Annotated in this window: 32 protein-coding genes, 1 other RNA gene and 1 pseudogene; 8 read left to right on the plus strand and 26 right to left on the minus strand. The window is 70.8% G+C overall.

The genetic code is table 11. The features are described 5' to 3' along the window. Positions 1-170: 170 nt before the first annotated feature. The 17 genes from ACZ7LY_RS03130 to ACZ7LY_RS03210 all read right to left on the minus strand — a co-directional run bounded on the left by ACZ7LY_RS03130 (position 171) and on the right by ACZ7LY_RS03210 (position 8,707). Positions 171-1,874 (minus strand): DNA cytosine methyltransferase, encoded by a 1,704-nt coding sequence (locus ACZ7LY_RS03130; RefSeq protein ID WP_471622752.1) that lies wholly within the window; start codon positions 1,872-1,874, stop codon positions 171-173. After that, a complete protein-coding gene (locus ACZ7LY_RS03135) occupies positions 1,874-2,857 on the minus strand; it encodes a hypothetical protein (protein ID WP_471622753.1) in 984 nt (327 codons plus the stop codon). The genes ACZ7LY_RS03130 and ACZ7LY_RS03135 overlap by 1 nt, the downstream gene beginning before the upstream one ends. Beyond that, positions 2,854-3,066: a hypothetical protein gene (locus ACZ7LY_RS03140; RefSeq protein ID WP_471622754.1), complete on the minus strand. Its 213-nt coding sequence runs from the start codon at positions 3,064-3,066 to the stop codon at positions 2,854-2,856. Before ACZ7LY_RS03140 ends, ACZ7LY_RS03135 begins: the two co-directional genes overlap by 4 nt. Beyond that, positions 3,063-3,410, minus strand: a complete 348-nt coding sequence (locus ACZ7LY_RS03145; protein ID WP_471622755.1) for a hypothetical protein — start codon at positions 3,408-3,410, stop codon at positions 3,063-3,065. The genes ACZ7LY_RS03140 and ACZ7LY_RS03145 overlap by 4 nt, the downstream gene beginning before the upstream one ends. Before the next feature lie 81 nt (positions 3,411-3,491). Then, positions 3,492-4,301, minus strand: coding sequence for a recombinase RecT (locus tag ACZ7LY_RS03150; RefSeq protein ID WP_471622756.1), 810 nt, complete (start codon positions 4,299-4,301; stop codon positions 3,492-3,494). Beyond that, a complete protein-coding gene (locus ACZ7LY_RS03155) occupies positions 4,298-4,540 on the minus strand; it encodes a hypothetical protein (protein ID WP_471622757.1) in 243 nt (80 codons plus the stop codon). Before ACZ7LY_RS03155 ends, ACZ7LY_RS03150 begins: the two co-directional genes overlap by 4 nt. Next, positions 4,537-5,490 carry a YqaJ viral recombinase family nuclease gene (locus tag ACZ7LY_RS03160; protein WP_471622758.1) on the minus strand — a complete coding sequence of 318 codons (954 nt, stop codon included), beginning with the start codon at positions 5,488-5,490 and terminating at the stop codon, positions 4,537-4,539. Before ACZ7LY_RS03160 ends, ACZ7LY_RS03155 begins: the two co-directional genes overlap by 4 nt. Before the next feature lie 125 nt (positions 5,491-5,615). Continuing rightward, positions 5,616-5,957: a hypothetical protein gene (locus tag ACZ7LY_RS03165; RefSeq protein ID WP_471622759.1), complete on the minus strand. Its 342-nt coding sequence runs from the start codon at positions 5,955-5,957 to the stop codon at positions 5,616-5,618. Positions 5,958-6,069: 112 nt separating this feature from the next. Next, positions 6,070-6,546: a hypothetical protein gene (locus tag ACZ7LY_RS03170; RefSeq protein ID WP_471622760.1), complete on the minus strand. Its 477-nt coding sequence runs from the start codon at positions 6,544-6,546 to the stop codon at positions 6,070-6,072. After that, complete coding sequence (locus ACZ7LY_RS03175) at positions 6,543-6,713, minus strand: hypothetical protein (protein WP_471622761.1); 171 nt, start codon at positions 6,711-6,713, stop codon at positions 6,543-6,545. Before ACZ7LY_RS03175 ends, ACZ7LY_RS03170 begins: the two co-directional genes overlap by 4 nt. Next, positions 6,713-6,967, minus strand: coding sequence for a hypothetical protein (locus tag ACZ7LY_RS03180; protein ID WP_471622762.1), 255 nt, complete (start codon positions 6,965-6,967; stop codon positions 6,713-6,715). Before ACZ7LY_RS03180 ends, ACZ7LY_RS03175 begins: the two co-directional genes overlap by 1 nt. Continuing rightward, on the minus strand, positions 6,964-7,278 hold the full coding sequence (locus tag ACZ7LY_RS03185) for a hypothetical protein (protein WP_471622763.1): 315 nt from the start codon (positions 7,276-7,278) through the stop codon (positions 6,964-6,966). Before ACZ7LY_RS03185 ends, ACZ7LY_RS03180 begins: the two co-directional genes overlap by 4 nt. Beyond that, a complete protein-coding gene (locus ACZ7LY_RS03190) occupies positions 7,275-7,490 on the minus strand; it encodes a hypothetical protein (protein WP_471622764.1) in 216 nt (71 codons plus the stop codon). The genes ACZ7LY_RS03185 and ACZ7LY_RS03190 overlap by 4 nt, the downstream gene beginning before the upstream one ends. After that, entirely contained in the window at positions 7,487-7,786 is a 300-nt protein-coding gene (locus ACZ7LY_RS03195) for a hypothetical protein (protein WP_471622765.1), read from the minus strand. The genes ACZ7LY_RS03190 and ACZ7LY_RS03195 overlap by 4 nt, the downstream gene beginning before the upstream one ends. Then, on the minus strand, positions 7,786-8,040 hold the full coding sequence (locus ACZ7LY_RS03200) for a hypothetical protein (RefSeq protein WP_471622766.1): 255 nt from the start codon (positions 8,038-8,040) through the stop codon (positions 7,786-7,788). Before ACZ7LY_RS03200 ends, ACZ7LY_RS03195 begins: the two co-directional genes overlap by 1 nt. A gap of 119 nt (positions 8,041-8,159) precedes the next feature. Beyond that, positions 8,160-8,429, minus strand: a complete 270-nt coding sequence (locus tag ACZ7LY_RS03205) for a hypothetical protein (RefSeq protein ID WP_471622767.1) — start codon at positions 8,427-8,429, stop codon at positions 8,160-8,162. 8 nt (positions 8,430-8,437) lie between these two features. After that, entirely contained in the window at positions 8,438-8,707 is a 270-nt protein-coding gene (locus ACZ7LY_RS03210) for a helix-turn-helix domain-containing protein (protein WP_471622768.1), read from the minus strand. A gap of 249 nt (positions 8,708-8,956) precedes the next feature. Between ACZ7LY_RS03210 and ACZ7LY_RS03215 the strand changes: the two genes are divergently transcribed. From ACZ7LY_RS03215 to ACZ7LY_RS03225, 3 genes are all read left to right on the plus strand, one after another. After that, the gene (locus tag ACZ7LY_RS03215; protein WP_471622769.1) at positions 8,957-9,385 is read left to right on the plus strand and encodes a hypothetical protein; all 429 of its coding nucleotides are present in this window, start codon (positions 8,957-8,959) and stop codon (positions 9,383-9,385) included. Between the two features lie 154 nt (positions 9,386-9,539). Further along, positions 9,540-9,989, plus strand: coding sequence for a hypothetical protein (locus ACZ7LY_RS03220; protein ID WP_471622770.1), 450 nt, complete (start codon positions 9,540-9,542; stop codon positions 9,987-9,989). A gap of 22 nt (positions 9,990-10,011) precedes the next feature. After that, positions 10,012-11,379 (plus strand): tyrosine-type recombinase/integrase, encoded by a 1,368-nt coding sequence (locus ACZ7LY_RS03225; protein ID WP_471622771.1) that lies wholly within the window; start codon positions 10,012-10,014, stop codon positions 11,377-11,379. A gap of 9 nt (positions 11,380-11,388) precedes the next feature. Here ACZ7LY_RS03225 and rnpB read toward each other — a convergent pair. Continuing rightward, an RNA gene (gene rnpB, locus ACZ7LY_RS03230) (RNase P RNA component class A) lies at positions 11,389-11,793 on the minus strand. A gap of 226 nt (positions 11,794-12,019) precedes the next feature. Between rnpB and ACZ7LY_RS03235 the strand changes: the two genes are divergently transcribed. After that, positions 12,020-12,304, plus strand: coding sequence for a hypothetical protein (locus ACZ7LY_RS03235; protein WP_471622772.1), 285 nt, complete (start codon positions 12,020-12,022; stop codon positions 12,302-12,304). On the opposite strand, the gene ACZ7LY_RS03240 is transcribed toward ACZ7LY_RS03235, so the two are convergent. Next, the gene (locus ACZ7LY_RS03240; RefSeq protein ID WP_471622773.1) at positions 12,255-13,700 is read right to left on the minus strand and encodes an RNB domain-containing ribonuclease; all 1,446 of its coding nucleotides are present in this window, start codon (positions 13,698-13,700) and stop codon (positions 12,255-12,257) included. The two genes, ACZ7LY_RS03235 and ACZ7LY_RS03240, sit on opposite strands and share 50 nt — an antisense overlap. A 92-nt stretch (positions 13,701-13,792) precedes the next feature. Here ACZ7LY_RS03240 and yaaA point away from each other — a divergent pair, with 92 nt between their 5' ends. Then, entirely contained in the window at positions 13,793-14,575 is a 783-nt protein-coding gene (gene yaaA, locus ACZ7LY_RS03245) for a peroxide stress protein YaaA (protein ID WP_471622774.1), read from the plus strand. Positions 14,576-14,862: 287 nt separating this feature from the next. Then, positions 14,863-15,489 carry a bifunctional 4-hydroxy-2-oxoglutarate aldolase/2-dehydro-3-deoxy-phosphogluconate aldolase gene (locus ACZ7LY_RS03250; protein WP_471622775.1) on the plus strand — a complete coding sequence of 209 codons (627 nt, stop codon included), beginning with the start codon at positions 14,863-14,865 and terminating at the stop codon, positions 15,487-15,489. Positions 15,490-15,546: 57 nt separating this feature from the next. On the opposite strand, the pseudogene ACZ7LY_RS03255 reads toward ACZ7LY_RS03250, so the two are convergent. From ACZ7LY_RS03255 to ACZ7LY_RS03270, 4 genes and pseudogenes are all read right to left on the minus strand, one after another. Beyond that, a pseudogene (locus ACZ7LY_RS03255) lies at positions 15,547-16,182 on the minus strand (histidine phosphatase family protein); the annotation flags it as partial. 53 nt (positions 16,183-16,235) lie between these two features. Next, on the minus strand, positions 16,236-16,979 hold the full coding sequence (locus ACZ7LY_RS03260) for a zinc ribbon domain-containing protein (RefSeq protein WP_471623121.1): 744 nt from the start codon (positions 16,977-16,979) through the stop codon (positions 16,236-16,238). After that, positions 16,976-17,836: a Nif3-like dinuclear metal center hexameric protein gene (locus ACZ7LY_RS03265; RefSeq protein WP_471622776.1), complete on the minus strand. Its 861-nt coding sequence runs from the start codon at positions 17,834-17,836 to the stop codon at positions 16,976-16,978. The genes ACZ7LY_RS03260 and ACZ7LY_RS03265 overlap by 4 nt, the downstream gene beginning before the upstream one ends. Positions 17,837-17,904: 68 nt before the next feature. After that, positions 17,905-18,960, minus strand: a complete 1,056-nt coding sequence (locus tag ACZ7LY_RS03270) for an ABC transporter substrate-binding protein (RefSeq protein ID WP_471622777.1) — start codon at positions 18,958-18,960, stop codon at positions 17,905-17,907. Positions 18,961-19,264: 304 nt separating this feature from the next. Between ACZ7LY_RS03270 and ACZ7LY_RS03275 the strand changes: the two genes are divergently transcribed. Both ACZ7LY_RS03275 and ACZ7LY_RS03280 read left to right on the plus strand, forming a co-directional pair. Next, the gene (locus tag ACZ7LY_RS03275) at positions 19,265-20,404 is read left to right on the plus strand and encodes a hypothetical protein (RefSeq protein WP_471622778.1); all 1,140 of its coding nucleotides are present in this window, start codon (positions 19,265-19,267) and stop codon (positions 20,402-20,404) included. A 54-nt stretch (positions 20,405-20,458) separates the two neighbouring features. Next, the gene (locus ACZ7LY_RS03280) at positions 20,459-20,623 is read left to right on the plus strand and encodes a hypothetical protein (protein WP_471622779.1); all 165 of its coding nucleotides are present in this window, start codon (positions 20,459-20,461) and stop codon (positions 20,621-20,623) included. Positions 20,624-20,723: 100 nt separating this feature from the next. Here the strand turns inward: ACZ7LY_RS03280 and ACZ7LY_RS03285 are convergent, their stop codons facing one another. The 3 genes from ACZ7LY_RS03285 to ACZ7LY_RS03295 form a co-directional block, all read right to left on the minus strand. After that, positions 20,724-21,671 carry a 3-oxoacyl-ACP reductase gene (locus tag ACZ7LY_RS03285; protein ID WP_471622780.1) on the minus strand — a complete coding sequence of 316 codons (948 nt, stop codon included), beginning with the start codon at positions 21,669-21,671 and terminating at the stop codon, positions 20,724-20,726. A 313-nt stretch (positions 21,672-21,984) separates the two neighbouring features. Then, positions 21,985-23,061 carry a Zn-dependent alcohol dehydrogenase gene (locus ACZ7LY_RS03290; RefSeq protein ID WP_471622781.1) on the minus strand — a complete coding sequence of 359 codons (1,077 nt, stop codon included), beginning with the start codon at positions 23,059-23,061 and terminating at the stop codon, positions 21,985-21,987. Between the two features lie 64 nt (positions 23,062-23,125). Further along, entirely contained in the window at positions 23,126-23,983 is an 858-nt protein-coding gene (locus ACZ7LY_RS03295; RefSeq protein ID WP_471622782.1) for a MaoC/PaaZ C-terminal domain-containing protein, read from the minus strand. Position 23,984 lies beyond the last annotated feature (1 nt).

Raw genomic sequence — 23,984 nt, forward strand, 5'->3', positions numbered from 1 at the left:
CTATGGCTTGCTGGTGAGGTGCCATCCGCGGCAGGCGGGGCATTGGTAGGCGCGGGTTTCTCGGCGTCTCCAGCTGGTGCGTTCTTTGAGGACGGCGAGGGCGAGCTGGGCGCCGATGCGGTCTCGGTAGCGGCGTTTCCCGGTGAGGCAGACTCGGGAGCGATGCCCGGTCACGCTGCGACCGCGAGTTCGGGGCCGGGTTCGGTGTGGCGGTCGATCTCTTCGCCGGTGATGGCTTCGACGAGGGCGCAGACGAGGATCTCTGCGGCGTTGGGGGTGACGGCGTTGCCGTACTGACGGACCTTCTCGCGCTTGTTACCGAGGACGATGTAGTCGTCGCCGAAGCTCATGGCCCGCCCGATCTCGTGCGGCTCGAGCATCCTGAACAGGACGTCGTTGATGTCGATGTCGCCCTTGACGAGCGCGTACCGGTCGCGGGTGGTGAGGGCGCCGATCGGGTCGTTGACCGACCTGGGGGCGCCGTTGCCGTAGTACGGGACGAGCATGTGCTCCCAGGTGAGGAGCGACTGGTGTCCGGCCGTCGTCATCGTGCGGAACGGCTCGGCCGGCGTCGTGCAGTGCTCGCCGCCGTCGCCCTTGCTGCCGTTGTTCCGCATCACCATCGCGGGCATGACGAGGCCGTGGTGGTTTCCGGAGGCGGTGACGGTCGCGAGGGACTCTGACACGGAGCGGGCGACGCTGCCGCCGCCACGGAGTTCGGCGATGAACGGCAGCCACGCGAGTCCGGTTTCATTGCGGGTGGTCATGGTCCGCAGCGGGCCGAGAGCGGAGGCAGCGTCCTTCCCGTCGCGTCCTTCGACCGGGACCATGAGCGGCGGGACCATGAGGGCGTCGTTCTCGCGGGTGGTGCGGGCGGGCATCGGCTCGGCGATGCTGACGGCCGAGTCGCGCCAGGTGCCGCCGGCGGGGACCATCATCGGGACGGGGCGGGAGAACTTCTTGAGTCCGGCCTCGATGCGCTTGATGGTCTTGTCGGCGAGCGGCTTGGCCCGGTCGCCGATGCGCTGGCCGGGGATGGACCAGTCGATCGCCGCGGCGGCGGGCAGTGCCTCGGGTTCGACGATCTGGTTCCGGCAGGTCGTGTTCGGGCACCGGTACACGTACTGCTGGCGGTAGCGGCCCATGTCGCGGCCGGGCTGCTTGAACACCTGCATGGCCTGGACATACTTGTCGCAGCCGGAGCACCAGGCGCGGGGCCGCAGCCACTTGTCCCAGTCCGGGGTGCGGCCGAGCGACTTGTGCCAGTAGGCGACGTAGAGGCGGTCGCGGGATTGCGGCGCGGCGTGGACGGCCCGCGGGTTGGCGTGCATGGAGTTGAGGGCGATGATCCGCGTCCAGTAGTCCATCTTGTGGATCTCGCCGATCCAGCGGTCCCACTGGTCCCAGGCGCGGACGTCGACGACGTTCTCGACGATGCCCGCCTTGACGAGCTGGCCACGTTCCATGACGCCGCGCAGGTACAGGGGCACCTCCTCCATGAGCGCGCGGGACTCTTCCTCTGCGGTCGGCTCGTCGTCCTCTTCGTCGAGGCCGGCGAGGAGGTCGAGGAGGCTGCCCTGCATGGCGTTCTGGAAGTCACGCTTCCTACCCTTGGCGACGGACCAGTTGGTGCACTCCGGGGAGGCCCAGAAGATGTCGGTGACGGGCCAGTCCCAGACGGGGGCCTTGCGGATGTCGCCCTGGTAGTGCGACGTCTCGGGGAAGTTCTCGGCGTGGGAGGCGATGGCGAGCTTCCAGTGGTTCGCCGCGCGCTCGACCCGGACGCCGGGGACGGCGTGCACGCCCTGGCTGCTTCCGCCGGCGCCGCAGAACCAATCCATCACGGAGAGCGCGTCGTTGTCGTTGCGGTACATCAGGCGGCTTCCTTCACGGTGGTGGGGTCGGGGTGGCGGACGAGGACCTGCTGGAGGTGTTGCTTGGTGACGCGAAGGCGCTCGGCGGTCTGGGTGACGTCAAGGCCGGAGACGCGCATGAGTTCGCGGGCGTCGGTGGCGAGGTCGGCTTCGCGGCGGGAGGCGGCGGAGCGGGCGGCGAGCTGGAGGCGTGCGCGCTCCTGGCCGTCAAGGTTGGCGTGGGCGGCCATCCACTCGTCGTGGGCCGCCTGACAGCGGGCGCAGATCGCGATCCGCTGCTGCCGGTGGAGCCAGAAGCCGTGGTCCGTACCGCAGTGACCAGTCCAGTCGGGGACACAGTTGGGGTCATCGATGTCGTCCCAGGCCCCGAGCGGCGCCCACCCCATCTGCAAGGCACGACGACGGGCGGCCACGCTGGGCCCCTGGCCAGCTCGTCGCGTGAGTTCGGTGACGGCTTTCCGGATCGCCTCGTCGGTGCGGGCGCAGGCGGTGGGGTACTTACCGCCCGCGAAGTCCGTGATGAGCGCCTCGCTGAGCTTCGCGATGGAGGTGATGGCCTGCGGCCCGTAGCCGGCCAGGTAAAGGCCGCGGATTCGGCGGACAGTGCCCGTCGCGGGACGGTCCGCACGGTCGTCGAAGTCTCCGACCCGCACGGCGAGGATGCGTTCGCCTTGCGCTCGGAGCACACCGGCCCCGACGTTCCTGGTGATTCGACTGATCGTGGACTGTGCGACGTTGGCCCGGCGGGCGATGTTGTTCTGGCTCATGCCTGCCTGCTGGCACTTCGCGACGTGCGCAACGACTCGGTCCATCTCCTCTGCGGTGAGGGTCGGCGGCTTGCCCGCAAGGCGCAGAAGCTGACGACGCTGGCCGGCCTTCGTCCACCCGCGAACGCAGGCCTTGCACCGGCAGGGCTGGCGTGTCTTCGTCCCCTTGTAGCGGCCCTCGCTTCCGTGGGGCGGCAGCGGTTTGGTGGTGGTCATGGCTTCTCCTTCCGGGGCTGGATGTCGGCGATGGTTTGGTTGGCGCGGGTGAACGACTGGGTGATGGCGTGTGTGGCGCGGCGGAGGACCGCGAGGGCGGCCCAGGCGAGGAGGCCGGTGAGGGCGATCGCGGAGCTGATCCACAGCCAGGTGGCGATGTCGAGGAGGGTGGCGACGCGGGCGTTGAGGTTGAGGAGGTCGTCCTTCATGCGGCGGCCCTCCTTGCGGCGGCGGTGCCTTTCCAGGTGCGGACTCCGCTGTGGTGGGTGGTGGGTCGGTTGGAGCAGGCCCAGCCGGCGGTGCGGATGTAGCCCTCGTCGCGGAGGAGGGTCATGAGTCGGCCCCAGTGGGCTTGGGGGTTGGGGGGTGCGGGGAGGTCGTGGGCGTCGGCGATCTCGTAGGTGGTGAAGGTGTGGCCGGTCGCGGCGGCGGCTATGAACTTGGGCCAGACTTCGTCGAGCCAGGTTTCGTAGTCGTCGGCCTGCCGGTGCACGCGGGTCGTGCGCGGGGTGGGGATGCTGCCGTCGAGGGCGGGCTGCACAGTCGCGGTCATGGCGTGCTCCCTGCTGGGTGTGGTGTGCTGAGGTTCCGAGCCGCCCCGCCTTGCCCGCGGGGCGGCTCATGCGTGTGCGGGTCAGGCGACGAGTTCGCCTTCGATGGGGGCTTCGTCGTCGGGGTCGTAGTCGTCGAGGGCGTTGGCGGTGGGCGGGAGCGGCGGGGCGTCGGCGAGGCTGGGGGTCTCGGCGGAGACTTCGGCCTGGGCGCGGAGCTGCTCACGCATGTACTCGGCGGAGGTCGGCACCCACTTGGCGAGCTGCCGGACTGCGGACTTGAGCCACATGGATTCCTCGTTGGTGTTCCACGGGCTGTACTCGGAGTTCTTGGAGTCCGACTTGGCGCGGATCTCCATGACGCGCGCCTTGTTGAGGACGACGACCTTGGAGACGGCGCCGTCCTTCATGACGGCGTAGGCGTACACGCCGACGAGGGGGCCGCGGTCGGCGCCGAACCAGTCGATTTCGTGGACGGGCTTGGCGTCGCGACCGGGCACGTAGCGGAAGACGTCGTTGGCGCGGACGGATTCGACGATGACGGTGGAGGCGGCGCCGGCGCGGTAGATGAGTTCGACGATGCCCTGGTAGCCGACGATCCCCTGGATGACCTTGCGGCCGCCCTTCTTGCGGGGGGTGAGGTAGAACTGCTCGGTTCCGGGTTCGAGTCCGAGGCGGGCGGCGGTCTTGAGTTCGCGGAGGAAGACGCCGACGTCGTTGGCTGCAGCCTGTTCGAGGTCGCGGTTGCCGCGGATGGCGCCGACGGCGAGACGGATCCACTGGTCGGCGTTGACGTGGGAGGGGACGAGGGCGGCGTATTCGCTGCGGTAGGTCTCGATCTGGGCGGCGGGGCCCTGGTCGCGGGTGGCGATGGCGTTGCTGATCTGGCTCACTTGAATTCTCCGAGGTGGGTGCGGGCGAGGTCGTGGGCGTGCTCGATGAGGGCTTCGGACGCTCCGGTCTCCTTGATGGATCCGGCGCGGGCGACCGCTCGACCGCACGTCTCGACGAAGTAGGCGAGGACGCGGACGACTTCGGCTGGCAGCTGGACCGGCTTCTGGAGCTGCTCGGCGATCTCGGCCTGTTTGTTCAGGTCGGCTGCTGTGATCAGGAGTTGCTCGGCTTCCGTCATGAGACGGCTGCCTTCTGCTTGTACGGGTTGAGCGACTTGGTGGTGCCGTCGGGCTTGGCGATGCGGTAGGCGATGCGCTGCTCGCCGACGACGGCGCGCCGGCCGGTTCCGATGTGGTCGAGGACGATGCCCTTGGCGGCGGTGAGTTCGGCGTCGGCGGCCTTGGCGGCGTCTTGCGCGGCCTGGTAGCGGGCTGCGTCTCCGGCGGGGATCTGTACGTCGATGTCGTCGAAGTGGTCGGGCTGGACACGGATGGTCTTGTAGGTGTCGTCGGCGCCGTCAATGGGTGGGCGGATGCCGTCCGTGACTTCGGTGAGGAAGTGGGCGGCGGCGTCGCGGAGGAGGTTCGCTTCGGCCTCGTCGTAGTCGACGACGTATTCGCGGTAGTCCCAGCCGCCGATGAGGACGGCGATGTGACAGCGGGAGAGGCCCAACGTGTCTAGCTGCCACTGGACTTGGCACCGGTAGTGGATGGGGATCTCGTCGGAGTTTGCCGGTCCCCACTCGTCTCCGAACGGGGAGGTCTTCACCTCGAGGAGCGCGTCGGCCTTGTGGGGGATCTCAAATTCGTTGGCGGGCTGCTGGTAGACGAGCCGGTCGGGGGTGGCGCGCTGCCATTCCCGGTCGCGGTGTCGCCAGGTTCCGGCGGGCGCGGCGAGGAATCCCGGGTGCTCTTCCTCCCACTTGAGGGCGACGGGGTCCTCAAGGCGGTTGCCCCACTCGATCGCGGGGGTCATCTCGAAGGGCGGGGTGTCGAGTCCGGCCTTCTTGTGCCAGAGGGTGAAGCGGCTCATCCACGGGGAGAGGCCGACAACTGCGGCGATCTCGGTGGCGGTGATGGTGAGTCCGCCACGGGCCTCGTTCCATCCGGCGGTGCCCGGCGTGAAGCGGCCCAGTAGCACGCCGCCGGGCGCGGTAGTCGTGCGTTCTGTGGTGCTTTCGGTGCTCATGCGATCTCCATGAAGGTGTGCTGAGGGAGGGGCCAGGCCCCGGAAGGGGGGTGGGGGCCTGGCCCCGGAGGTGCCGCGGAGCGTGGGGGTGGGCTCGACGCGGCGGGTCTTCGGCTGCGGGGTGATCAGCGGGTGATGAGGAGTCCGCTGGTCGCCTCAGCGAGGCGGTCGTAGTAGGCGCTGAGGTTGAAGTCCGGGTCGCTGCGGAGGTCTTCGGCGCTGCGGGTCCAGTCGGCGAAGCCGGCGACTTCGTGGGCAGCGTTGACGGCTTCGTCTTGGGTGGTGAAGGCGGCCATGGCGAGCCCGGAGTGGTGGCCGAGCCGCCAGGGGTGGGTGTCGTCGTCGCCGTGGCCGCGGAGCTCTTCGGGCTGCTCGTACACGTGCAGTCCGGGGATGGGCTCGACTGCGAGGACGAGGACGGGTGTGGCCGCCTGGCGGACCTTCACCTCGTAGGTGGCTGCGTTCACGGGGTCTCCCTGTGGGATGCTGTTCGCGGATCCCAGGTCGTTAGTGGCGGCCTGGGGTTCTTGTTTTGGCCGCCGCCCCTGCCGGCCGGTGGCATCCGGTGGGGCGGCAGAGTCAGGCGGCGGGGCGGTGGTGGGGGTTGGCGGTGGCGCCGCTCGTGTTGATGCGGGTCACACTGCTGAGGAGTCCGAGGTTGGCGGCGTCGCGGAGGGTGCGGACGTTGGTGCCTGCGGGTGCGGTGGCCTGGTCTTCGATGGCGGTGGTGTCGCGTTCCATCGGCGGGACGGTGACCGCGTTGGCGTTGGCTTCGGCCGCCCGGTGTGGGGCGAGTTCGGCGTGCAGGGCGCGGACTTCCGAGGCGAGCTGGTCGCGTTCCTCCGTCAGCTCGTCCTTGTCGGCCTGCAACTGCACGACCAACTCCTCAGCCGCCCCTTGGCTGGTGCGGGCGACGGTGAGGTCGTTGCGGAGGAGGGCGATCTCGTCTCCGGCACGGTGGTAGTCGGTGAGCAGGCGTCGGTTCTCGTCGCGGAGTTCAGCGACCTTGTCGACCGCGCGCCGGGTGCCGGTCCCGCGGAGGTTGAGGATGCTCACGGCTGCTCCTGCATGAGGTCGTCGGGGATGTCGATGAGTCCGGCGAGGATCGAGGCGATGAAGTCGGGGTCGGTGGCCCAGCGGGGCGGGGCCGGCTTCGGGACGAGGTTGAGGGCGCGCAGGAGGGCGGGGGCGACGACTACGGGCTGGTTGGGGATCAGGCTCATCACGCCACCTCGGGGAGGTGTGCGAGGCGGGCGTGGCGGATCTTGTCGTCGCGGATGCGGGCCAGGGCTTCGATGATTTCGTCGATGCGGTCGGTGGGGGTTTCGGTGAGGCTGATGTACAGCTCGTGGCCGGTGTAGTCGCCGAGGATGAGGGCTTGGCTGGGTTCGCCGGTGTGGGGGGCGCGGGCGAAGTGGGCTCGGACTGGCCCGTCGTTGAGGGTGAAGGTGATCCCTCCGAGGATCCGCGCGCTCACGAGGCGGCTCCGGTTTCACGCTCAGCCTTGAGGCGGGCGATCTCGGCGCGGGCCTCAGCAAGCTCGTCAGCTGCGGTGCGCTGCTCGTCGGCTCGCGCCGCGATCTCGTCACGCCAGGCAGCCACTGCCTTGGCGAACCGGTCAGCGACCTTCAGCTGCTCGTCGACACGGAGCTTCGCGTCGAGCTGGAAGGTGACGTACCCGGACCGGTGCTGGCCTTCAGGCTCGACATAGAGCACCGGGTGCACGGCCGCGTTGCCATGGACGTGGGTTGTCTTGCCCAGGAAGAACGTGGCGGTGTAGGCGCTCATCGGGTGCCTCCGGGGGTCCAGTCGGGGTAGGTGTCGGCGGTGGAGATCGGGGCGTCAGGGTGGGTGATCAGCCACTCGTCGAGGTGGTAGGCGAGCGCGTCGGACGGCGAGTGCGTGCGGGCGGCGGCCTCCAGGAGGATCGCGGCCGGCTCCACAACAGCGAGCGGTACGTCCAGGGCGGCGATCGAGCGGGGACGGGCCGGGGCGGTCATGATGCGGCTCCCGCCAGCGAGGCGAGGGCGTCAGCCCAGGCAGCGTCATCGCCGAGTCCTACGTACCGGACCTCAACGCGGGCTCCGAAGTCGGTGAGCGCCTTCCTTGCCTCGAACGAACCGGCGGGCGCATAGGCGTTGGCCTGGCTGTCGTCTCGAACAGAGGCGCGGGTGATGTAGCTGATTGCGCCTGCTGCGCTCGTCGACGAGTTGTACTCGCCTGCCTCGACCCACTCGCCAGGGTTGGAGCGGCACTCGGCCGCGACAGCGAAGTGGTCGACACGGTTTGCGCGCATCACGACGCACCGCCGGGGAGCTGCTCGTCAGAGGTGATGTTGCGGATCGACTGGATGTCGGACTCGTTGGCGTACATGACGAGCGTCCAGCGGCCGTCGATCTCGGCGTGGAACATGACGCGCGTGGTGCGGGTCAGGAAGTTCGGCACGATCACCTGGTGTGCGGCGATCTGCTCCACGTGACCGGACTTCCACGTGACCTCGTACAGGTCAGGCGCGCCACGGTCGGTTGAGGTCTGAGAGGATTGAGGCACGTGCTGCCCCTTTCGTTTCGTGTTTCGGGTGGGGTGGTGCGTTGAGGTCGCTGTCGGCGGCCTCGCAAGGCCCTGCTGCCGGTGTGTGAGAGCCCGGCAGTGGGGCCGTTTTGCTGCCGTCAGGCAGCGCGGCTGGTGCGGGGGGTGCGCGGCTCAGCGGGGCGCATCTCGGCGACGTTGTCGTCGGGGGCCAGCTCGCTGTCGATGTGGGCCTTGATCTCATCGATCTTGTAGATGAGGCGGCCTCGGTAGCGGGTGGGCTTGGGGCCCTTGTTGTTGTGGTGGTAGTTCCACAGGGTTTTGCGCTGGATGCTCATGAGGGCGGCGGCTTCGTCGCTCCACACGTAGCCGGGCGGGGGCGGCGGTGGGGCGGTGGCGGTGCGGGGCATCGCTCTCCTTAGGGCGGGTTGCTTTCGTTGTCGGGTTGTCCCTTTTTCGGGGACGAGGGGGGTGCGAAGAGGACGAGGATGGCGACGCCGAGGGCGTCGGCCATGTGGTGCGCTTCGCGCATGTCGAGGGTTTCGCGTTGTCCGGCGATGAGTCGCCCGATTTGGGAGCGGGATATGCCGGTTTCGTCGGCGAGGGTGCGGATGGTGTAGGACTGGCCGCGACCTGGGGCTTTCATGATTTTCTTGAGGAGTTCGGGGTCCCTCAGGGTGTAGCGCACGCTCAACTGGATCCCCCTGTCGCAAGGTGCCTTCCACTGCCCTCAAGTTAATCTCAGAGGGTCAGTCTGTCAACAGAAAAGGGACAGCAGGGCGTCGCGTATCGGCAAAGGTTCTGGCTGGATAGCATCGATCTGTAGACGGTTCGTCCCCGAGCGCGGATGGTTGTAGGGACTGACCTGCTACTTTCCTCAGGCCATGCGCAACTCACAGAGACAGTCGGTGGAGAAGTGAACCGAGAGGAAGACGAGATGACGACTGCGGCCTCGGCAGAAGCTGACGCGGCCGAGTCCCGGATGGGCGCACTGTCTCAGCTCATCGCGGAAGCCAACGAAGGCGGCATCACGTACCAGCAGATGTCCGACGCCGGCATCGACGAAGCAACCGGCCAGCACCTGCCAAGGCAGTACTTCCAGAAGCTCGTGAAGACCCCGCAGGCGAAGGCACCGACGATGACCCAGCTGAAAGCGATCGCTGAGGCCATCAACGTCCCCCTACTCCGCGTGAAGCAGGCTGCCGCGTCACAGTGGCTGGAATACGAGGCCACCGAGCTCTCCGGCTACGACGAAGAGGTGCGCATCATCGTCGGCCATCTGGCGGGCAAGTCGAAGGCTGACCTGCTGCGGTGGCGGTTGATGATCGAAGCGGAGGAGCGGGCTCGCCGCCAGAGCGAGCAGTAGCGGTCTGCTGCGGGGTGCGCAGCGGCTGTCTGTAAATGTCTCTTAGTGGACATTCTTTGAACTCATTGTCGATGCCTACGGGTAGTCGTACTCTTCCACGACGGTGCACTTTCGTCCGCTCTTGCCCAAGTGCACCATCAGCGGGGAGGTATGAGTGCTGACCGTCATCTATGAACTGGTTGAGTCCACTGCCACGGGCAGGCTGGCGCACTATCGGGAAGACCGGGGCCAGGTCCGCGTCGCGGTCGCCGATGGGTATCGCGCTCCCGATCTCATCGGCGATCTCAACCAGGGTATGCAGGACTTCCTCGACCGGTCCGAGTGGTTCCAGCTGTGGGGGCAGGGCATCATCGGCCGCACGGGTGGGGGTATCTCTCTCGACGTTCGGTTCGAGCTTGCCGACCTGGAGCCGGGTGACTACGTACAGATCAACGAGTCCAAGGGGCTCGTCCGGATCGAAGTCGAACGCACCGCCACCACAGAGCAGTTGGTGTTGGCGATCAACCCGGCGATCGTGCGGTTCCTCTCCGGCGGCCAGTGGTTCCAGTTGTTCGGCGGGGAGATAGTCGACATGAGCCCCCCGGATAGCATGAGCACAGTCTGAGTCGATCTCTTCGGGGGCACTGATGGCGGGCTACATCGAGGACCGTTGGTACACGAAGAAGCCCGACCCGGAGACGGGGAAGCGCCGTAAGACGGCCCGCTACGGCCAGGGGAAAAGGTGGCGGGTCGCTGGCGTGCCTGGCGTGCGTGACCGGTCGTTCACGCGTGAGGCGGACGCGAAGACGTGGTTGAAGGAGTCGGCGACCGACTCCTCCCGCGGCACGTTCTACGACCCGAGACTCGGCGAGATGACTCTGCGGGAGTACGTGGAGGAGCACTATTGGCCGAACCTGCGTAAGCCGCCCGGCACGAAGCAGTCGATGAAGCCGAGGATCTTCAATCACATTCTTCCCCACGCGGGGCACCTGCCGCTGAACCGGATCGGCAGCGACGAGGTCCTCGCGTGGCAGACGAAGGCTGAGCAGAGCCTCGAAGTCTCCACGTTGGCGACGACGTGGAGGCACTTCTCGTCCATCATGCAGGCCGCTCACAAGGCCAAGCGGATCCCAGCGAATCCGTTCCGCGACGAGGACCTGAAGGCGCCGACGGTGCCCAAGTCGAAGGCCAAGGCTTGGACGCCTGAGACGGTCATCGCTGTACGCGCCGAGCTCCCGGACCGCTACCGGATCCTCCTGGACCTCGGCCTCGCGGCCGGCCTGCGGCAGGGCGAAGCATTTGGGTTCTCTCCGGACGACATTGACGGCGACGAGATCAGCGTGGTGCGGCAGGTGGTCCGCATCCACTCCCGGCTCGGGTTCGCGCCGCCGAAGGGCAACAAGGAGCGAACGGCGCCGTGCCCGCCGGCACTGGCCCGGGCGGTGAAGGAGTACGCGAACCTGTTCCCGACGGTGGAGGTGACGTTGCCCTGGGTGGATCCTGATCGGCCCAACGTGGCGTGGGAGGACCGGCCGCTCAAGACGGTGCGACTGCTGGTCACAACGATCCGCACCTCGGGTAAGAGCGGTGGAGCGATGAACCGCACTTACTTCGATGACCGCATCTGGAAGCCGGCGCTGGCCGCTGCAGGCGTGATCCCTCAGCCTGAGGTGGAAGTCGTCGGGCGGCGGCCGGGTAAGGGTCCGGTGAAGCGGGTGAAGTGGGCGATGCCGCGCGAGGAGGGGTTCCACGTCACCCGTCATACGTTCGCGTCGATCGTGTTGCAGGCCGGTGAGACGATTACGCAGTTGGCGGCGTGGTTGGGGCACAGTGATCCGGCGTTCACGCTGCGGACCTATGTGCACTTCATGCCGAAGTCGGGGAGCAGGGGCCTGTCTGCGCTCGGTGAGTGGGTGACTCCGGGCGGGGAGCTCTCTGCGGCTGCTGGATCTCCCCAGATTCTCCCCGGCGCAAGATCATCCGAGGATGTTGGGGCTGTCACAGCAGGTCAGTAGCCTGGGCGGCAGACGAGTCGGGCTGTACGCCGGGTTCTGTGCCCCGGGACCTCGCGGTCGTCGGGGTGACGGCCATCCATCTAGGGCCGGCGTTGCCGCCGGCCTCGTGCGGTCTACCCGCGGACTCGGGCGGGCAGCCCTCGAACGTCCGCGCAGGGCACCCGTGAGGGCGCCCCTCTTGACCTTGCTCCAGGTGGGGTTTACCTAGCCGCCTGAGTCACCTCAGGCGCTGGTGGTCTCTTACACCACCGTTTCACCCTTACCGAGGGCCTTGCGGTCCCCGGCGGTCTGTTTTCTGTGGCACTGTCCCGCGGGTCACCCCGGGTGGCCGTTAGCCACCACCTTGCCCTGTGGAGCCCGGACGTTCCTCGGGAGCGCCCCGAAGGGTGCCCACGCGGCCGTCCGCCCGGCTCGTCTGCCGTACGGCCATCCTACCGGTCCGCGCGGACGGCGGACGCCGCCACCAGCTGGGCCTGCTCCGGGCGCCCGCGCGGCCCGCCGAGGCGTACCGGGAGCACGATGTGCGGCCCCCGGCCGGATCCGGCGACTGACCGAGCTGGGCCTCGACCTGCACGCGGCGGCGACCGCGCGGCCGCATCTTGTGACGGGGAGTGTGCTGCGGGTGCGGTACGGGGTGCGGGTGGACCTGGGGATTCCGTTGGAGCGGATCGCGGTGGTGCGGCGCGAGGAGCGGTACACGCATGCCCCGGCCGACGGCGAACTCCCGCTGGACGTCGGCGCACAGACCAGCCTGACCGTCGAACTGACCGCGCCCGTACGGTACTTGCCGCTGCTCGGGACGCCCCGCGAGATACGGCTCGTACGGCTGTACGCGCAGGACCCGGACGGGCTGGCGGAGTTGCTCCGGGAGCGGGTCAGGCGGGCGCGAAGCGGACCTGCGGCTGTGCCGGGTCCGCCTGCGTGAGCCGTACCCGCAGCCGCTCGCCGAGGGGCAGCGGGCCGGGGCCGCCCTCGATCCGGGCGACGACGGCGGGGTCGGTCAACTGCACGGTTCCGGAGCTCTGTTGGTTCTCCTTGACGTCCACCACGACCGCGTCGAAGAGGTCGCCGACGCGGTGCTGGAGCAGGGCCGCCTCGACGGTGTCGACGCAGGCGCGCTCGACGGTGTTGGCGCGGCGGGTCCCCTCGGCCATCTCGCCGGGCAGGGCGTCGAGCGCGTCCAGGACCCACGCGGGCGGGGTCTGTCCTGCGCACGCGGCGAGGCACAGTTCGGAGGCGTAGCGGTCGACGAGGCGGCGCAGCGGGGCCGTGCAGTGGGTGTAGGGGGCGGCGACGGCGGCGTGCGTGGCCGGGTCGGGGCGGTGGCCGCCGGTGAAGACGGTGTACCCGGCGCCGCGCAGCAGGGTCGTGCACTCCTGGAGGAACGCGGCATGGTGCGGGAGCGCCGGGTCGAGGGAGCGGACGAGCGCGGAGTAGGACTGGTGGGGCGGCCAGTCGATGCGCAGGGCATGCGCGGTGCGGCGCAGCCGGCCGACCGCGCCGTCGGGGGCTGTGGGCAGCGTGCGCAGCACTCCCGTACCGGCTGTGAGCATGAGGTCGGCGGCGGCCATGCCGGTGAGCAGGCTGATCTGGGCGTTCCAGGAGTCGGCGGGCAGCGGGGCGCGGTAGCGCAGGGCGTAGCGGCCGTCGTCGGCGACGATCTCCTGCTCGGGCACGTCGAGGGAGATACCGCCGCGCGCGGCTTCGAGCGCTTCGCGCAGCCGGCCGATCTCGGCGAGCAGGGCGACGGGCTCCTCGGCGGTGCCGGAGTCGATGGCGTGCTGGACGCCCGCGTAGTCGAGCTTGGCGCGGCTGCGGACCAGGGCGCGGACGGCCTCGGTGGTCTCGGCGCGGCCCTCGGCGTCGAGGTCGACGGTCCAGACGACGGCCGGGCGGTCCTCGCCGGGGAGCAGGCTCGCGGCGCCCTCGCTGAGGACGGTCGGGTGCAGGGGCACCTTCTCGTCGGGGAAGTAGAGGGTGGTGACGCGGCGGTGGGCCTCGGTGTCGAGCGGGCCGCCGGGGGTGACGAACGCGGCGACGTCGGCGATGGCGTACCGCACGCGGTAGCCGCCGCCCGGGCGGCGCGCGAGGTGCATGGCCTGGTCGAGATCGGTGGAGGTGGGCGGGTCCACGGTGAAGAAGGGGACGTCACGGGCGTCGCGGCCGGGCAGCCGGGGCGAGGCGGCGGCGACCCGCTCGGCCTCGGCGAGCACGGCGTCGGGGAACGGTCCCGGCACGCCGAGCCGGGTCCGCAGGTCGCGCAGCACGGCGCCGAGCGGGGCCTGTGCTGCGCCGGTCACGCGCAGGTGGCGGCGGGGCATGCGTCGAGCGTAGGGCGCGGGCGCGGTGTCGGCACGCCGTACGCTGGTGCGTCGATCAGCCTGTTGTGCCGTACGTGTGTGAGGAGCTTCCCGTGCTTGTGCTGTTGCCGCCGTCGGAGGGTAAGGCCGCTTCCGGGCGCGGGGCGCCGCTGAAGCCCGAGGGGCTGTCGCTGCCGGGGCTCGCGGGGGCGCGGGCGGCGGTCCTCGACGAGCTGGTCGAGCTGTGCGCGGCGGACGAGGAGAAGGCGCGCGAGGTACTGGGGCTGAGCGAGGGGCTGCGCGGCGAGGTCGCCAAGAACGCGGAGCTGCGCACGGCGGGGGCCCGGCCGGCCGGGGAGATCTATACGGGGGTGCTGTACGACGCGCTGGACCTCGGGTCGCTGGACGCGGCGGCGAAACGGCGGGCGGCACGGTCGCTGCTGGTGTTCTCGGGGCTGTGGGGCGCGGTGCGGGTCACGGACCGCATCCCGTCGTACCGCTGCTCGATGGGCGTGAAGCTGCCGGGGCTCGGGGCGCTGGGGGCGTTCTGGCGGGGGCCGATGGCGGAGGTCATGCCGGAGGTCGCCGACGGGGGGCTGGTGCTTGATCTGCGGTCGGCGGCGTATGCGGGGGCGTGGAAGCCGGTGGGGGAGGTCGCGGAGCGGACGGCGACGGTACGGGTGTTGCACGCGCCTACGCGGAAGGTCGTGTCGCACTTCAACAAGGCGACCAAGGGGCGGATCGTGCGGGCCCTGCTTGATTCGGGGGCGGGGCCGTCTACTCCGGGGGAGTTGGTGGGGGTGCTGCGGGAACTCGGGTACGTGGTGGAGTCCACGCCCCCTACGAAGCGGGGTCGCCCCCACGCCCTGGACATCCTGGTGACCGAGGTCCACTGACCCCTCCTCAATCGCCGGAGGGGCTTGATCTACCGGCGCTGAGCCCAGCCCCTCCAGGGGCGCGGGGAACTGCGCGACCAGCCACGACGCACCCGGCACTCTGGGGCTCCGCCCCAGCCCCCGCTCCTCAATCGCCGGAGGGGCTGGATGTTTGGCGCTGAGGCCAGCCCCCCAGGGGCGCGGGGAACTGCGCGATCAGCCACGACGCACCCCGCACTCCACACTCAGCCATTGCAGACCATGCAACGCCCTTTGCGCATGATGGACCTGCCGGAGAATATAGACGCATGCCCTCCACTGAATCCGTGTTGGATCTCGCCCCCGTCATCCCCGTCGTGGTCATCGAGCACGCCCAGGACGCCGTCCCCCTCGCCCGAGCCCTGGTCACCGGCGGCCTCCCCGCCATCGAGGTCACCTTGCGCACCGACGCCGCGCTCGACGCGATCCGCGCCATCGCGGCCGAGGTCCCGGAGGCCGTCGTCGGCGCCGGCACCCTCCTCTCCCCCGCCCACGTCACCGCCGCCGTCAACGCCGGCGCCCGCTTCCTCGTGAGCCCCGGCTGGACGGACACGCTGCTCACGGCGATGCGGGAGTCGGGCGTGCCGTTCCTGCCCGGGGTCTCGACGACGTCGGAGGTCGTGGCGCTGCTGGAGCGAGGCGTGCGCGAGATGAAGTTCTTCCCGGCGCAGGCCGCGGGCGGCACCGCCTACCTGAAGTCGCTGGCCGGCCCGCTCCCCCAGGCCCGTTTCTGCCCGACGGGCGGCATCTCGCTCGCGTCGGCACCGGAGTACCTGGCACTGAAGAACGTCGGCTGCGTCGGCGGCAGTTGGATGCTCCCGGCGGACGCGATCGCCGCCCGCGACTGGACCCGCGTGGAGTCCCTGGCCCGCGAAGCGGCGACCCTGGCGGGCTGAAAGCCAGCCCCACATCAGCACACCAGCCCCCGCCCCCACCCCCGCCGGCAGCGGCCCTCAGCGCAGATGAGCCGTCTCGTTGAGGAAGCGGAGCGTCGCGTTCCCGTCGGCGTAGTACGCCACGGCCGACAGCGACGCCGCCGCCAGGTCCATCTGGAACAGCGCCCGCGGCGGCGCCCCGAGCGCCAGCCGTACCAGCGTCTTGATCGGCGTGACATGGCTGACCAGCAGCACCGTACGGCCGCGATACGCGGCGGTGAGCCGGTCGCGCGCGGCGGCGACCCGCTCGGCGACCGCCGCGAAGCTCTCGCCGCCGCCGGTGGGGGCGGCCTCGTGGTCGGCGAGCCAGGCGTTCATGTCGTCGGGGTGGCGGTCCCGTACCTCCTTGAAGGTCAGGCCCTCCCACGCGCCGAAGTCCGTCTCGCGCAGCCCGTCGTCCACCGCGACGCCGAGGCCGAGGCGGGCGGCGACGGTGTCGGCGGTGGCGCGGCAGCGGCGCAGCGGTGAGGTGACGACCGCCTCGACCGTGCCGAGCGCGGCCAGCGCCTCGGCGGCCCGGGCGGCCTGCCACCGCCCGCGCTCGGACAGCTCGGGGTCGCCGCCGCCGCTCCCGGAGAACCGGCGTTCGGGCGTCAGCGCGGTCTCCCCGTGCCGCAGCAGCACGAAGGCCGCCGGGGCGGAGAGGTCCGGCGGCGGCGCGGTGTCCGCCCGCGTAGCGGCGGAGGGCGCCACCGTACCGGCCCCGCCTACAGCCCGGACTCGGCGGTGCGCACGAGGATGCGGCGGCAGTTCTCGCAGCGCACGACGGTGTCGGGGGCGGCGGAGCGGATCTCGTTCAGCTCGGTGATGGCGAGCTCCTGGCGGCAGCCGTCGCAGCGGCGCTGGTACAGCTTGGCCGCGCCGATGCCGCCCTGCTGCGCGCGCAGCTTGTCGTACAGCTTGAGCAGGTCGGCGGGGAGGGTCCCGGCGACGACCTCGCGCTCCTTGGTGACGGAGGCGGCCTCGGCGTCGAGCGTGCCGGCCGCCTCGTCGCGGCGCGCGGTCGCGTCGTCGATCTTGGCCTGGACGGAGGCGAGGCGCTCGGCCAGCTCACCGACGCGCTCCTGGGCGGACTCGCGGCGCTCCATGACCTCGAGGACGACGTCTTCGAGGTCGCCCTGGCGCTTGGCGAGGGAGGCGATCTCCTTCTGAAGGTTCTCCAGGTCCTTGGGCGAGGTGACCGCGCCGGAGTCCAGGCGCTGCTGGTCGCGGGCGGCGCGCTGGCGGACCTGGTCGACGTCCTGCTCGGCCTTGGTCTGCTCGCGGGCGCAGTCGCTCTCCTCGGTGGTCGCGGCGACGTGCAGGTCGCGGAGCTGCGTGAGGTCCTTGGTCAGCGACTCGATCTCGGCGTGCTCGGGCAGCGACTTCTTCTTGTGCGCGAGCTGCTGGAGGCGTACGTCCAGGTCCTGGACGTCGAGAAGACGGATCTGGTCGGCGGGCGCGGCGTTCAGTTGGGGGCTCCAAAAGTAGACATGGGTGCGGGGGCGGACGCCGCGTGGGCGGTCCAGGGGTCGGTGACCGTACGGGAGACGTGGACCCGCAGGTCCCATCCCTCGCGGTCGGAGATCTCGTCGAGCTGGGCGGCCGCCAGCTCGCACCAGGGCCATTCGGTGGCCCAGTGTGCGGCGTCGAGGAGGGCGAGCGGGCTCTGTTCGGTGGCCTCGCTCGCCGGGTGGTGCCGCAGGTCGGCGGTGAGGAACGCGTCGACGCCGGCCGCGCGGACGTCCGCGAAGAGGCTGTCGCCGCTGCCGCCGGAGACGGCGAGGGTGCGGACGGTCGCGTCGAGGTCGCCGGCCACGCGGATGCCCTGCGCGGTGGCGGGCAGCCGCTGGGCGGCGCGGTCGGCGAGGTCGCGCAGGGTCAGCGGGTGCTCCAGCTCGCAGATCCGGCCGAGGCCGCGCCGCCCGGCCGGGTCGCTCGCGTCCGGTACGAGGGGGCGTACGACGCGGACGCCGAGGGCGCCGGCGAGGGCGTCGGAGACACCGGGGTCGGCCTTGTCGGCGTTGGTGTGGGCGACGTGCAGCGCGATGTCGTTCTTGATGAGCGTGTGCACGGCGCGGCCCTTGAAGGTGGAGGCCGCGACGGTCGTCGTCCCGCGCAGATAGAGCGGGTGGTGGGTGACGAGCAGGTCGGCGCCGATCCGGACCGCCTCGTCGACGATCTCCTGGACCGGGTCGACAGCGAACAGAACCCGGCCGACCTCGGCGTCCGGGTCCCCGGCGACCGTGCCGACCGCGTCCCAGCCCTCGGCGAGGGAGGGCGGCCAGAGGGCGTCGAGCGCGGCGGTGACTTCAGACAGGCGGGGCACGCAGACAGGTTACCTGCGTGCGGGCCCCCGCCCCCAAGCCCGGGTGGGCCAGGAAGCGGGGGCGGGTGTCACTTGGTGAGGTCGGCGCGCAGATCGTGCAGGACCTCGTTCGCGGCGGTGACGCCGAGGCCGAGGTACCAGGTCTCGTCGGGGACGTCCTTGGCGTGCCCGTCCTTGACGGCGCGCAGCTTCTTCCACAGCGGGTTGCTCTCGGCGCCGGCGCGCTGGGTCTTCTTGGCGTCGCCGTAGACGCCGGTGAAGATCCAGTCGGCGTCGGCGGCGTCGATCTTCTCCGGGCTGATCTCGGTGGCGAGGTCGTCGACCTGCTGGTTCTTGGGGCGCGGGATGCGGGCGTCGTCGAGGATGGTGCCGATGAAGGACGCCTTCGCGTACAGGCGGATGCGGTCGGGCAGGTAGCGGAGCATGGTGACGGTGGGGGCCTTGCCGCCGTGGGCCTTCTTCACGTCGGCGCCGAGCTGCTTGACGTCCTTCTCGTACGCGGCGAGCTTCGCCTTCGCCTCGGCGCTCTTGTCGAGGGCGGAGGCGTTGAGCAGGTAGTTCTCCTTCCACGTGAAGCCGGGGCGGATGGAGAAGACGGTGGGGGCGATCTTGGAGAGCTGCGGGTAGAGCTTGGCCGCGCGCAGCTCGCTGCCGAGGATGAGGTCGGGGTGGAGGTTCGCGATGGCCTCCATGTTGAGGGCGTTGATCGTGCCCACGTTCTTCGGGTGGCCCGCGTCCTTCTTCAGGTACGAGGGCAGCGACTCGTCGCCCTCGGTGGGGGCCCAGCCGACGGGCTTGACGCCGAGGGAGACGACGTTGTCCAGCTCGCCGACGTCGAGAACGACGACGCGCTGCGGCTTCTTCGGCAGCTTGGTGGTGCCCATGGCGTGCGTGATGGTGCGCGGGAAGGTGCCGTCGGCGGCCTTCGTGCCCATCTTCGCCGTCTCCTCGGCGGCCTTGGAGAAGTCGTCGCCGCCCTGGGCGACGGACTTGGAGCCGGTGCCGTTGTCGGTCTTGGCGCCGCCGCCCGCGTCGCCCGACCCCGAGCCGCAGGCGGTGAGGGCGAGGGCGGCGGCCACCGTGGTGGCGGCGGCCGCGAGGCGGGTGCGGTGGCGTGGCGACATCGGCGGGCTCCAGCTTCGGTACGCGCGGGCGGGCACACCGGGGTGGTGTGACAGCCGGCACACAAGGATTGGTTAGGCAAACCTAACATCACAGGGCGACTCCCCCGCCGACGGGCCTCTCCCGTCACGTCCGCCCCAGCGGCACTCCCCCGCCCCTCGCCGCCTCGGCAGCACACCCGACACGTTCCGCTCAGCGCTTTCCGGCCACGGCCACCCTTTGGTGTGAAGCGGGGGGCGGGCTGTGCCACGGAGGTACGTGCGAAAACTAGCTTCGGGGGGACAGAAGCGGAGGTGGAAGATCCCCATGACGGCCTTGGCCACCGAGCCCGCCGCTGCGGCGCGGCCCGAAGAACCGCCGTTGCCCGCCTGTGTGATCACGGCGGACGCGTCCTACGCGGCGCGCCTCGCGCACGACGGGTCGGACCCCGGGTCCTGGTACCCCGAGCGCTGGACGCTGGACGGACCCGAGCCGTACGCGGTGCCGCTCCCCGCCCACCAGCCCGAGGAGCCCGGTACGCCGGTGCTGCCGCTGTCCGACGGGCGGGTCCTGGTGCGGCGCCGCGCGGACGGGCGGCACCTGTTCGCGCTGCTGTACCCGACCGGCCCCGACACGGGCGAGGTCCCGCTGGGCGCCGTGGAGTGCGGTGAGCTGACACTGCTGCCGCCCGCGCCGGACGGCCGCAGCGCGTACGCGCTCGCCCCGGGCGACACGTCGACGGGCGTATGGCGGGTGGCGGGCGGCTCGTGCGGCCCCGAGCATGTGGCGCAGGTGCCGGGGCGCTGCTCGGGCGGGGTCTGGCTGGACGGCGCGGGGCGGCTGCTCGCCCTGGACCGGGCGCCCGCGGGCGGCGGACCGGTGAAGACCGTGGTGGTCGATCTCGGCCGGGGCGGCGCGGTCTCGCCGCTGTTGCAGATCACGGAGGAGAGCGAGGACCGGCTGCTTCTCGCGGACCGGGACAGCGGCCTGATCCTGGTCGCGTCCGACGCGCCGAGCCCGGGTGAACCGCGCCTCGGCTGGGGCGTGCTCGACAGTACGCTGCCGCTCCGCTTCCCGCAGGCGCTGCGGCTCGCGGGGTGCGCGCTGACGCCGTTCGCCGTGCAGCCGGGGCAGACGCTGATGCCGGAGAGCTGCGCGGTGGCGCTGCGGGTGCGGAGCGCGACGGGCGGGGCGTCGTGGGTCGGGCTGTGGCGCCCTTCGGAGGGGCGGCTGCATCAACTGCCCGCGCCCGCCGGGTGGTTGGAGGGGGCCGGGTTCTGGTCGCGGGACGGGGTGCTGGCACTGCCCTGTGTGACCCCGCAGACACCGTGCGCGCTCGCCCGGGTGGCCGCGCCCGAGCCGGCGGAGCCCGCTCCGAAGCCGCCCGCCGAGCCGGAGGCGCCGGCCGCGCCGCGCCCGGTGCCGCTGGGGCAGGCACCCCTCGGCGGGCGCGGGGCGGGCCGTTAGACTCGCCCGGCGAAAGAGAAGGATCATGTACGTGTTTACGGGGTGAGTTTTCCGATGACGGGAAGCAACGGGACGAACGGCGGCACGGACACGGCGGAGCGCGAGCGCGCTGCCGCCGGTCACGGGCGGCACAGGGGCGCGGTGGTCGTGGCCAGCGCGCCGGAGGAGCAGCGGGAGCCGCGCGGCCGGCACCGTGGGCCTCGCGCCGAGGAGCAGTAGGCACCTCTCTGGCGTGAACAGCCAAAAGGACCCGGCGACTTGGGGTTTCCCCCGGTCGCCGGGTCCTTCTGTGTTCGCCCACCAACCGGGCGTCTGTGGGTCAGGCTCCGTCGTGCTTGAGCCCGAGGATCTCCGCCGCCGCGAACGTCTCGTGCGCGGGACGGCCCTTGTAGTGCGGGGTAAGAAGCTCGTCGAGTTCATCGTACGTGAAATGGTCCTTGGATGTGTCGAACTTCGCCTGAATTCGCGGACGTTCGACGATGGCGACCATGCCGCCGTGGACGACGAGGAGCTGTCCGTTGATGTGCGCCGCCGCCGGGGAGGCCAGATAGCCGACAAGCGGGGCGACGTGTTCCGGGGAGAGCGGGTCGAGTCCTTCGTCCGGCTGGGCGAACCCGGCGAACACGTCCTCCGTCATCCGGGTACGGGCCCGGGGGCAGATGACGTTGGCGGTGACGCCGTACTTGGCGAGGGCCAGCGCGGTGGAGGTGGTGAGGCCGACGATGCCGCCCTTCGCCGCCGCGTAGTTGGGCTGGCCGGCCGAGCCCGCGAGGAACGCCTCGGAGGACGTGTTGACGATCCGTCCGTAGACGGGGGTGCCGCTCGCCTTCGCGCGTTCGCGCCAGTGGCGGGCCGCGCAGTGCGTGGTGTTGAAGTGGCCCTTGAGGTGGACGCGGATGACGGAGTCCCACTCGTCCTCCGTCATGGAGAAGATCATGCGGTCGCGCAGGATGCCGGCGTTGTTGACGAGGACGTCGAGCCCGCCGTACGTGTCTGTCGCCAGGGCGATCAACTGCTCGGCCTGCGCGTGGTCGGCTACGTCGCCGGTGTGGGCGGTGGCGGTGCCGCCTGCCTCCCTGATCTCCTCGGCGACCTGTTCGGCGGGGGTGGTGTCGGCTGCGCCGGTGCCGTCTCGGGTGGGCTGGCCGTAGTCGTTGACGATGACGTTCGCGCCGAGGCGGGCCAGTTCCAGGGCTTCGGCCCGGCCCAGCCCTCGTCCGGCGCCGGTCACGACTGCCGTCCGGCCCTTGAGCGGCTTCTCCTCCATAGGGGGCTCCTTCCATCGGGGGGTTGGTTTTCAGGGGGTGTGCCGGGTGCGGGTCTCGTCGTGGCCGCTCGCGCAGTTCCCCGCGCCCCTTACGGGGCTGCTAACCCCGGCACTTCTCAGGCGCCCCGCCGCCTTGGGCAGTCTGCCGCCTGGGGCGGCACGGGTGGGCAAGGCGGCACCCCAGCGCCGGGTGCGTGAACGTTGTGCTTCGGGTGCAGCCCCGGTGGGGCTTCTCGCGCAGTTCCCCGCGCCCCTCAGGGGGCTGGCCTCACCGCCAACATCCAGCCCCTCCGGCGATTGAGGAGCGGTGGTGTCATAGTTCGACGCAGGTTCTCAGGGCCGCGCCCGACCTCATCTGGGCCAGCGCCTCGTTGATGTCGGCCAAAGACACCCGGTGCGTGATGAGCGACGCCAGATCGATCCGCCCCGCCCGCCAGAGCGCGATCGCCCGCTCATACGACCGCAGCACATCCCCACCCCCGTACATGGACGGAAGAATCCGCTTCTCGTCGAAGAACAGCTCGAACATGTTGAGCTGGAGGAAGTCGTCCAGCGCCCCCGCCCCGACGACGACAAGCGTCCCCCCGCGCCGGGTCGTCTCGTACGCCGTACGCGCCGTACCGGACTTCCCGACGACCTCGAAGACGTAGTCGAACCCCTCACCGGAGGTGACCCGCTGCTTGGCGTCGGCGAGCCCGTCGGGCCCCACCGCCTCCGTCGCCCCGAACCGCAGCGCCGCCTCCCGCCGCGAGGCGACCGGATCCACGGCGACGATCTGCGCCGCCCCCTTGAGCCGCGCGCCCTGGATCGCGGAGATGCCGACCCCACCGCACCCGATGACCGCGACCGACGAACCCGCTTGCACATCCGCTGTGTTGATGGCCGCGCCGAGCCCGGTCGTGACGCCGCAGCCGATGAGCGCGGCGATGTCGAAGGGCACGTCGTCGGGGATCGGCACCGCGCACCCGGCGTCCACCACGACCTCCTCGGTGAACGTACCGGTGCCCGCGAAGCCGAAGACGTCACCGCCGGGCCGCTTGAAGTTGGGCGTGCCCGCGTTCATGAACCCGGCGAGGCAGAGCTGGGTCTGCCCGCGCTTGCAGGCGGCGCAGGTCCCGCAGGCGGGCAGCCAGCACACGAGCACGCGCTGACCGACCGTCAGGCCCGTGACGCCGTCGCCCACTTCGAGGATCTCGCCGGAGCCCTCGTGGCCGGGGACGAACGGCGCGGGCTGCGGCAGCACCCCGCTCATCGCGGAGACATCGGAGTGGCACAGGCCCGTGGCGCGGACGCGGATGCGGACCTTGCCGGGGCCGAAGCCGACCGCCTCGACGTCGTCGAGCACCTCCAGCTTGTCCTGGCCTATCTCGTGCAGTACGGCTGCTCGCATGGCGTGCGGCTCCTTCGCGGAGGTCAGCGGATGATCAAGAAGGGGGGCGACGACGGCAGGCGGCTCAGGTGTGGTCGACGACCGTGTCCGCGAGGACCGGCGCCTCCTCGCGCTCCACGGCACTGACGGTCACCTGCACCCGCCCCGGCTCCAGCCGCCACATGCGTACGCGCAGGGTCTCGCCGGGGAAGACGACGCCCGCGAAACGCGTGCTGTAGCGGGTGACGCGGGAGACGTCACCGTCGAGGAGGGTGTCCGCGACGGCCTTGAGGGTCATGCCGTAACTGCACAGGCCGTGCAGGATGGGCCGGTCGAACCCGGCGAGCTTGGCGAACTCGGGGTCGGCGTGCAGCGGGTTCCAGTCGCCGGAGAGCCGGTACAGGAGCGCCTGGTCCTCGCGGATGACCCGGTCGACGGTCCTGTCGGGGTCGCGGCCGGGCACCTCCAGCCGTTCGGACGGCCCGCGTTCACCGCCGAAGCCACCCTCTCCCCGTACGAAGATCTGCGCGTCGCTCGTCCACAACGGGCCCTCGGCGTCGGCGACTTCGGTGCGCAGGACGAGGACGGCGGCCTTGGTCTTGTCGTAGACGGCGGCGACCCGGGAGGTGCTGGTGGCGCTGCCGGACACGGGGATCGGGCGGTGCAGTTCGATGCTCTGGCCGCCGTGCAGGACGTGCGCGAGGTTCACGTCGATGCCGGGGGCGGAGAGGCCGCCGACGACGCCCATGCCGGCGCCCGCGACGGTGGCGAAGCTGGGCAGGACGTGGAGCTTGGACTCCAGGGTGTAGCGCAGTTCGTCGGGGTCGGTGGCGGGGGTGCCGGCGCCGAGGCCCAGGTGGTAGAGCTGGACGTCCTTGTGGTCCCAGGTGATCTCGGCGGACCGGGGCTCGGCGGCTGTGGCCTTCGCTGCGTCGATGGGCATG

It is taken from the genome of Streptomyces sp. NPDC107550 (assembly GCF_055639095.1).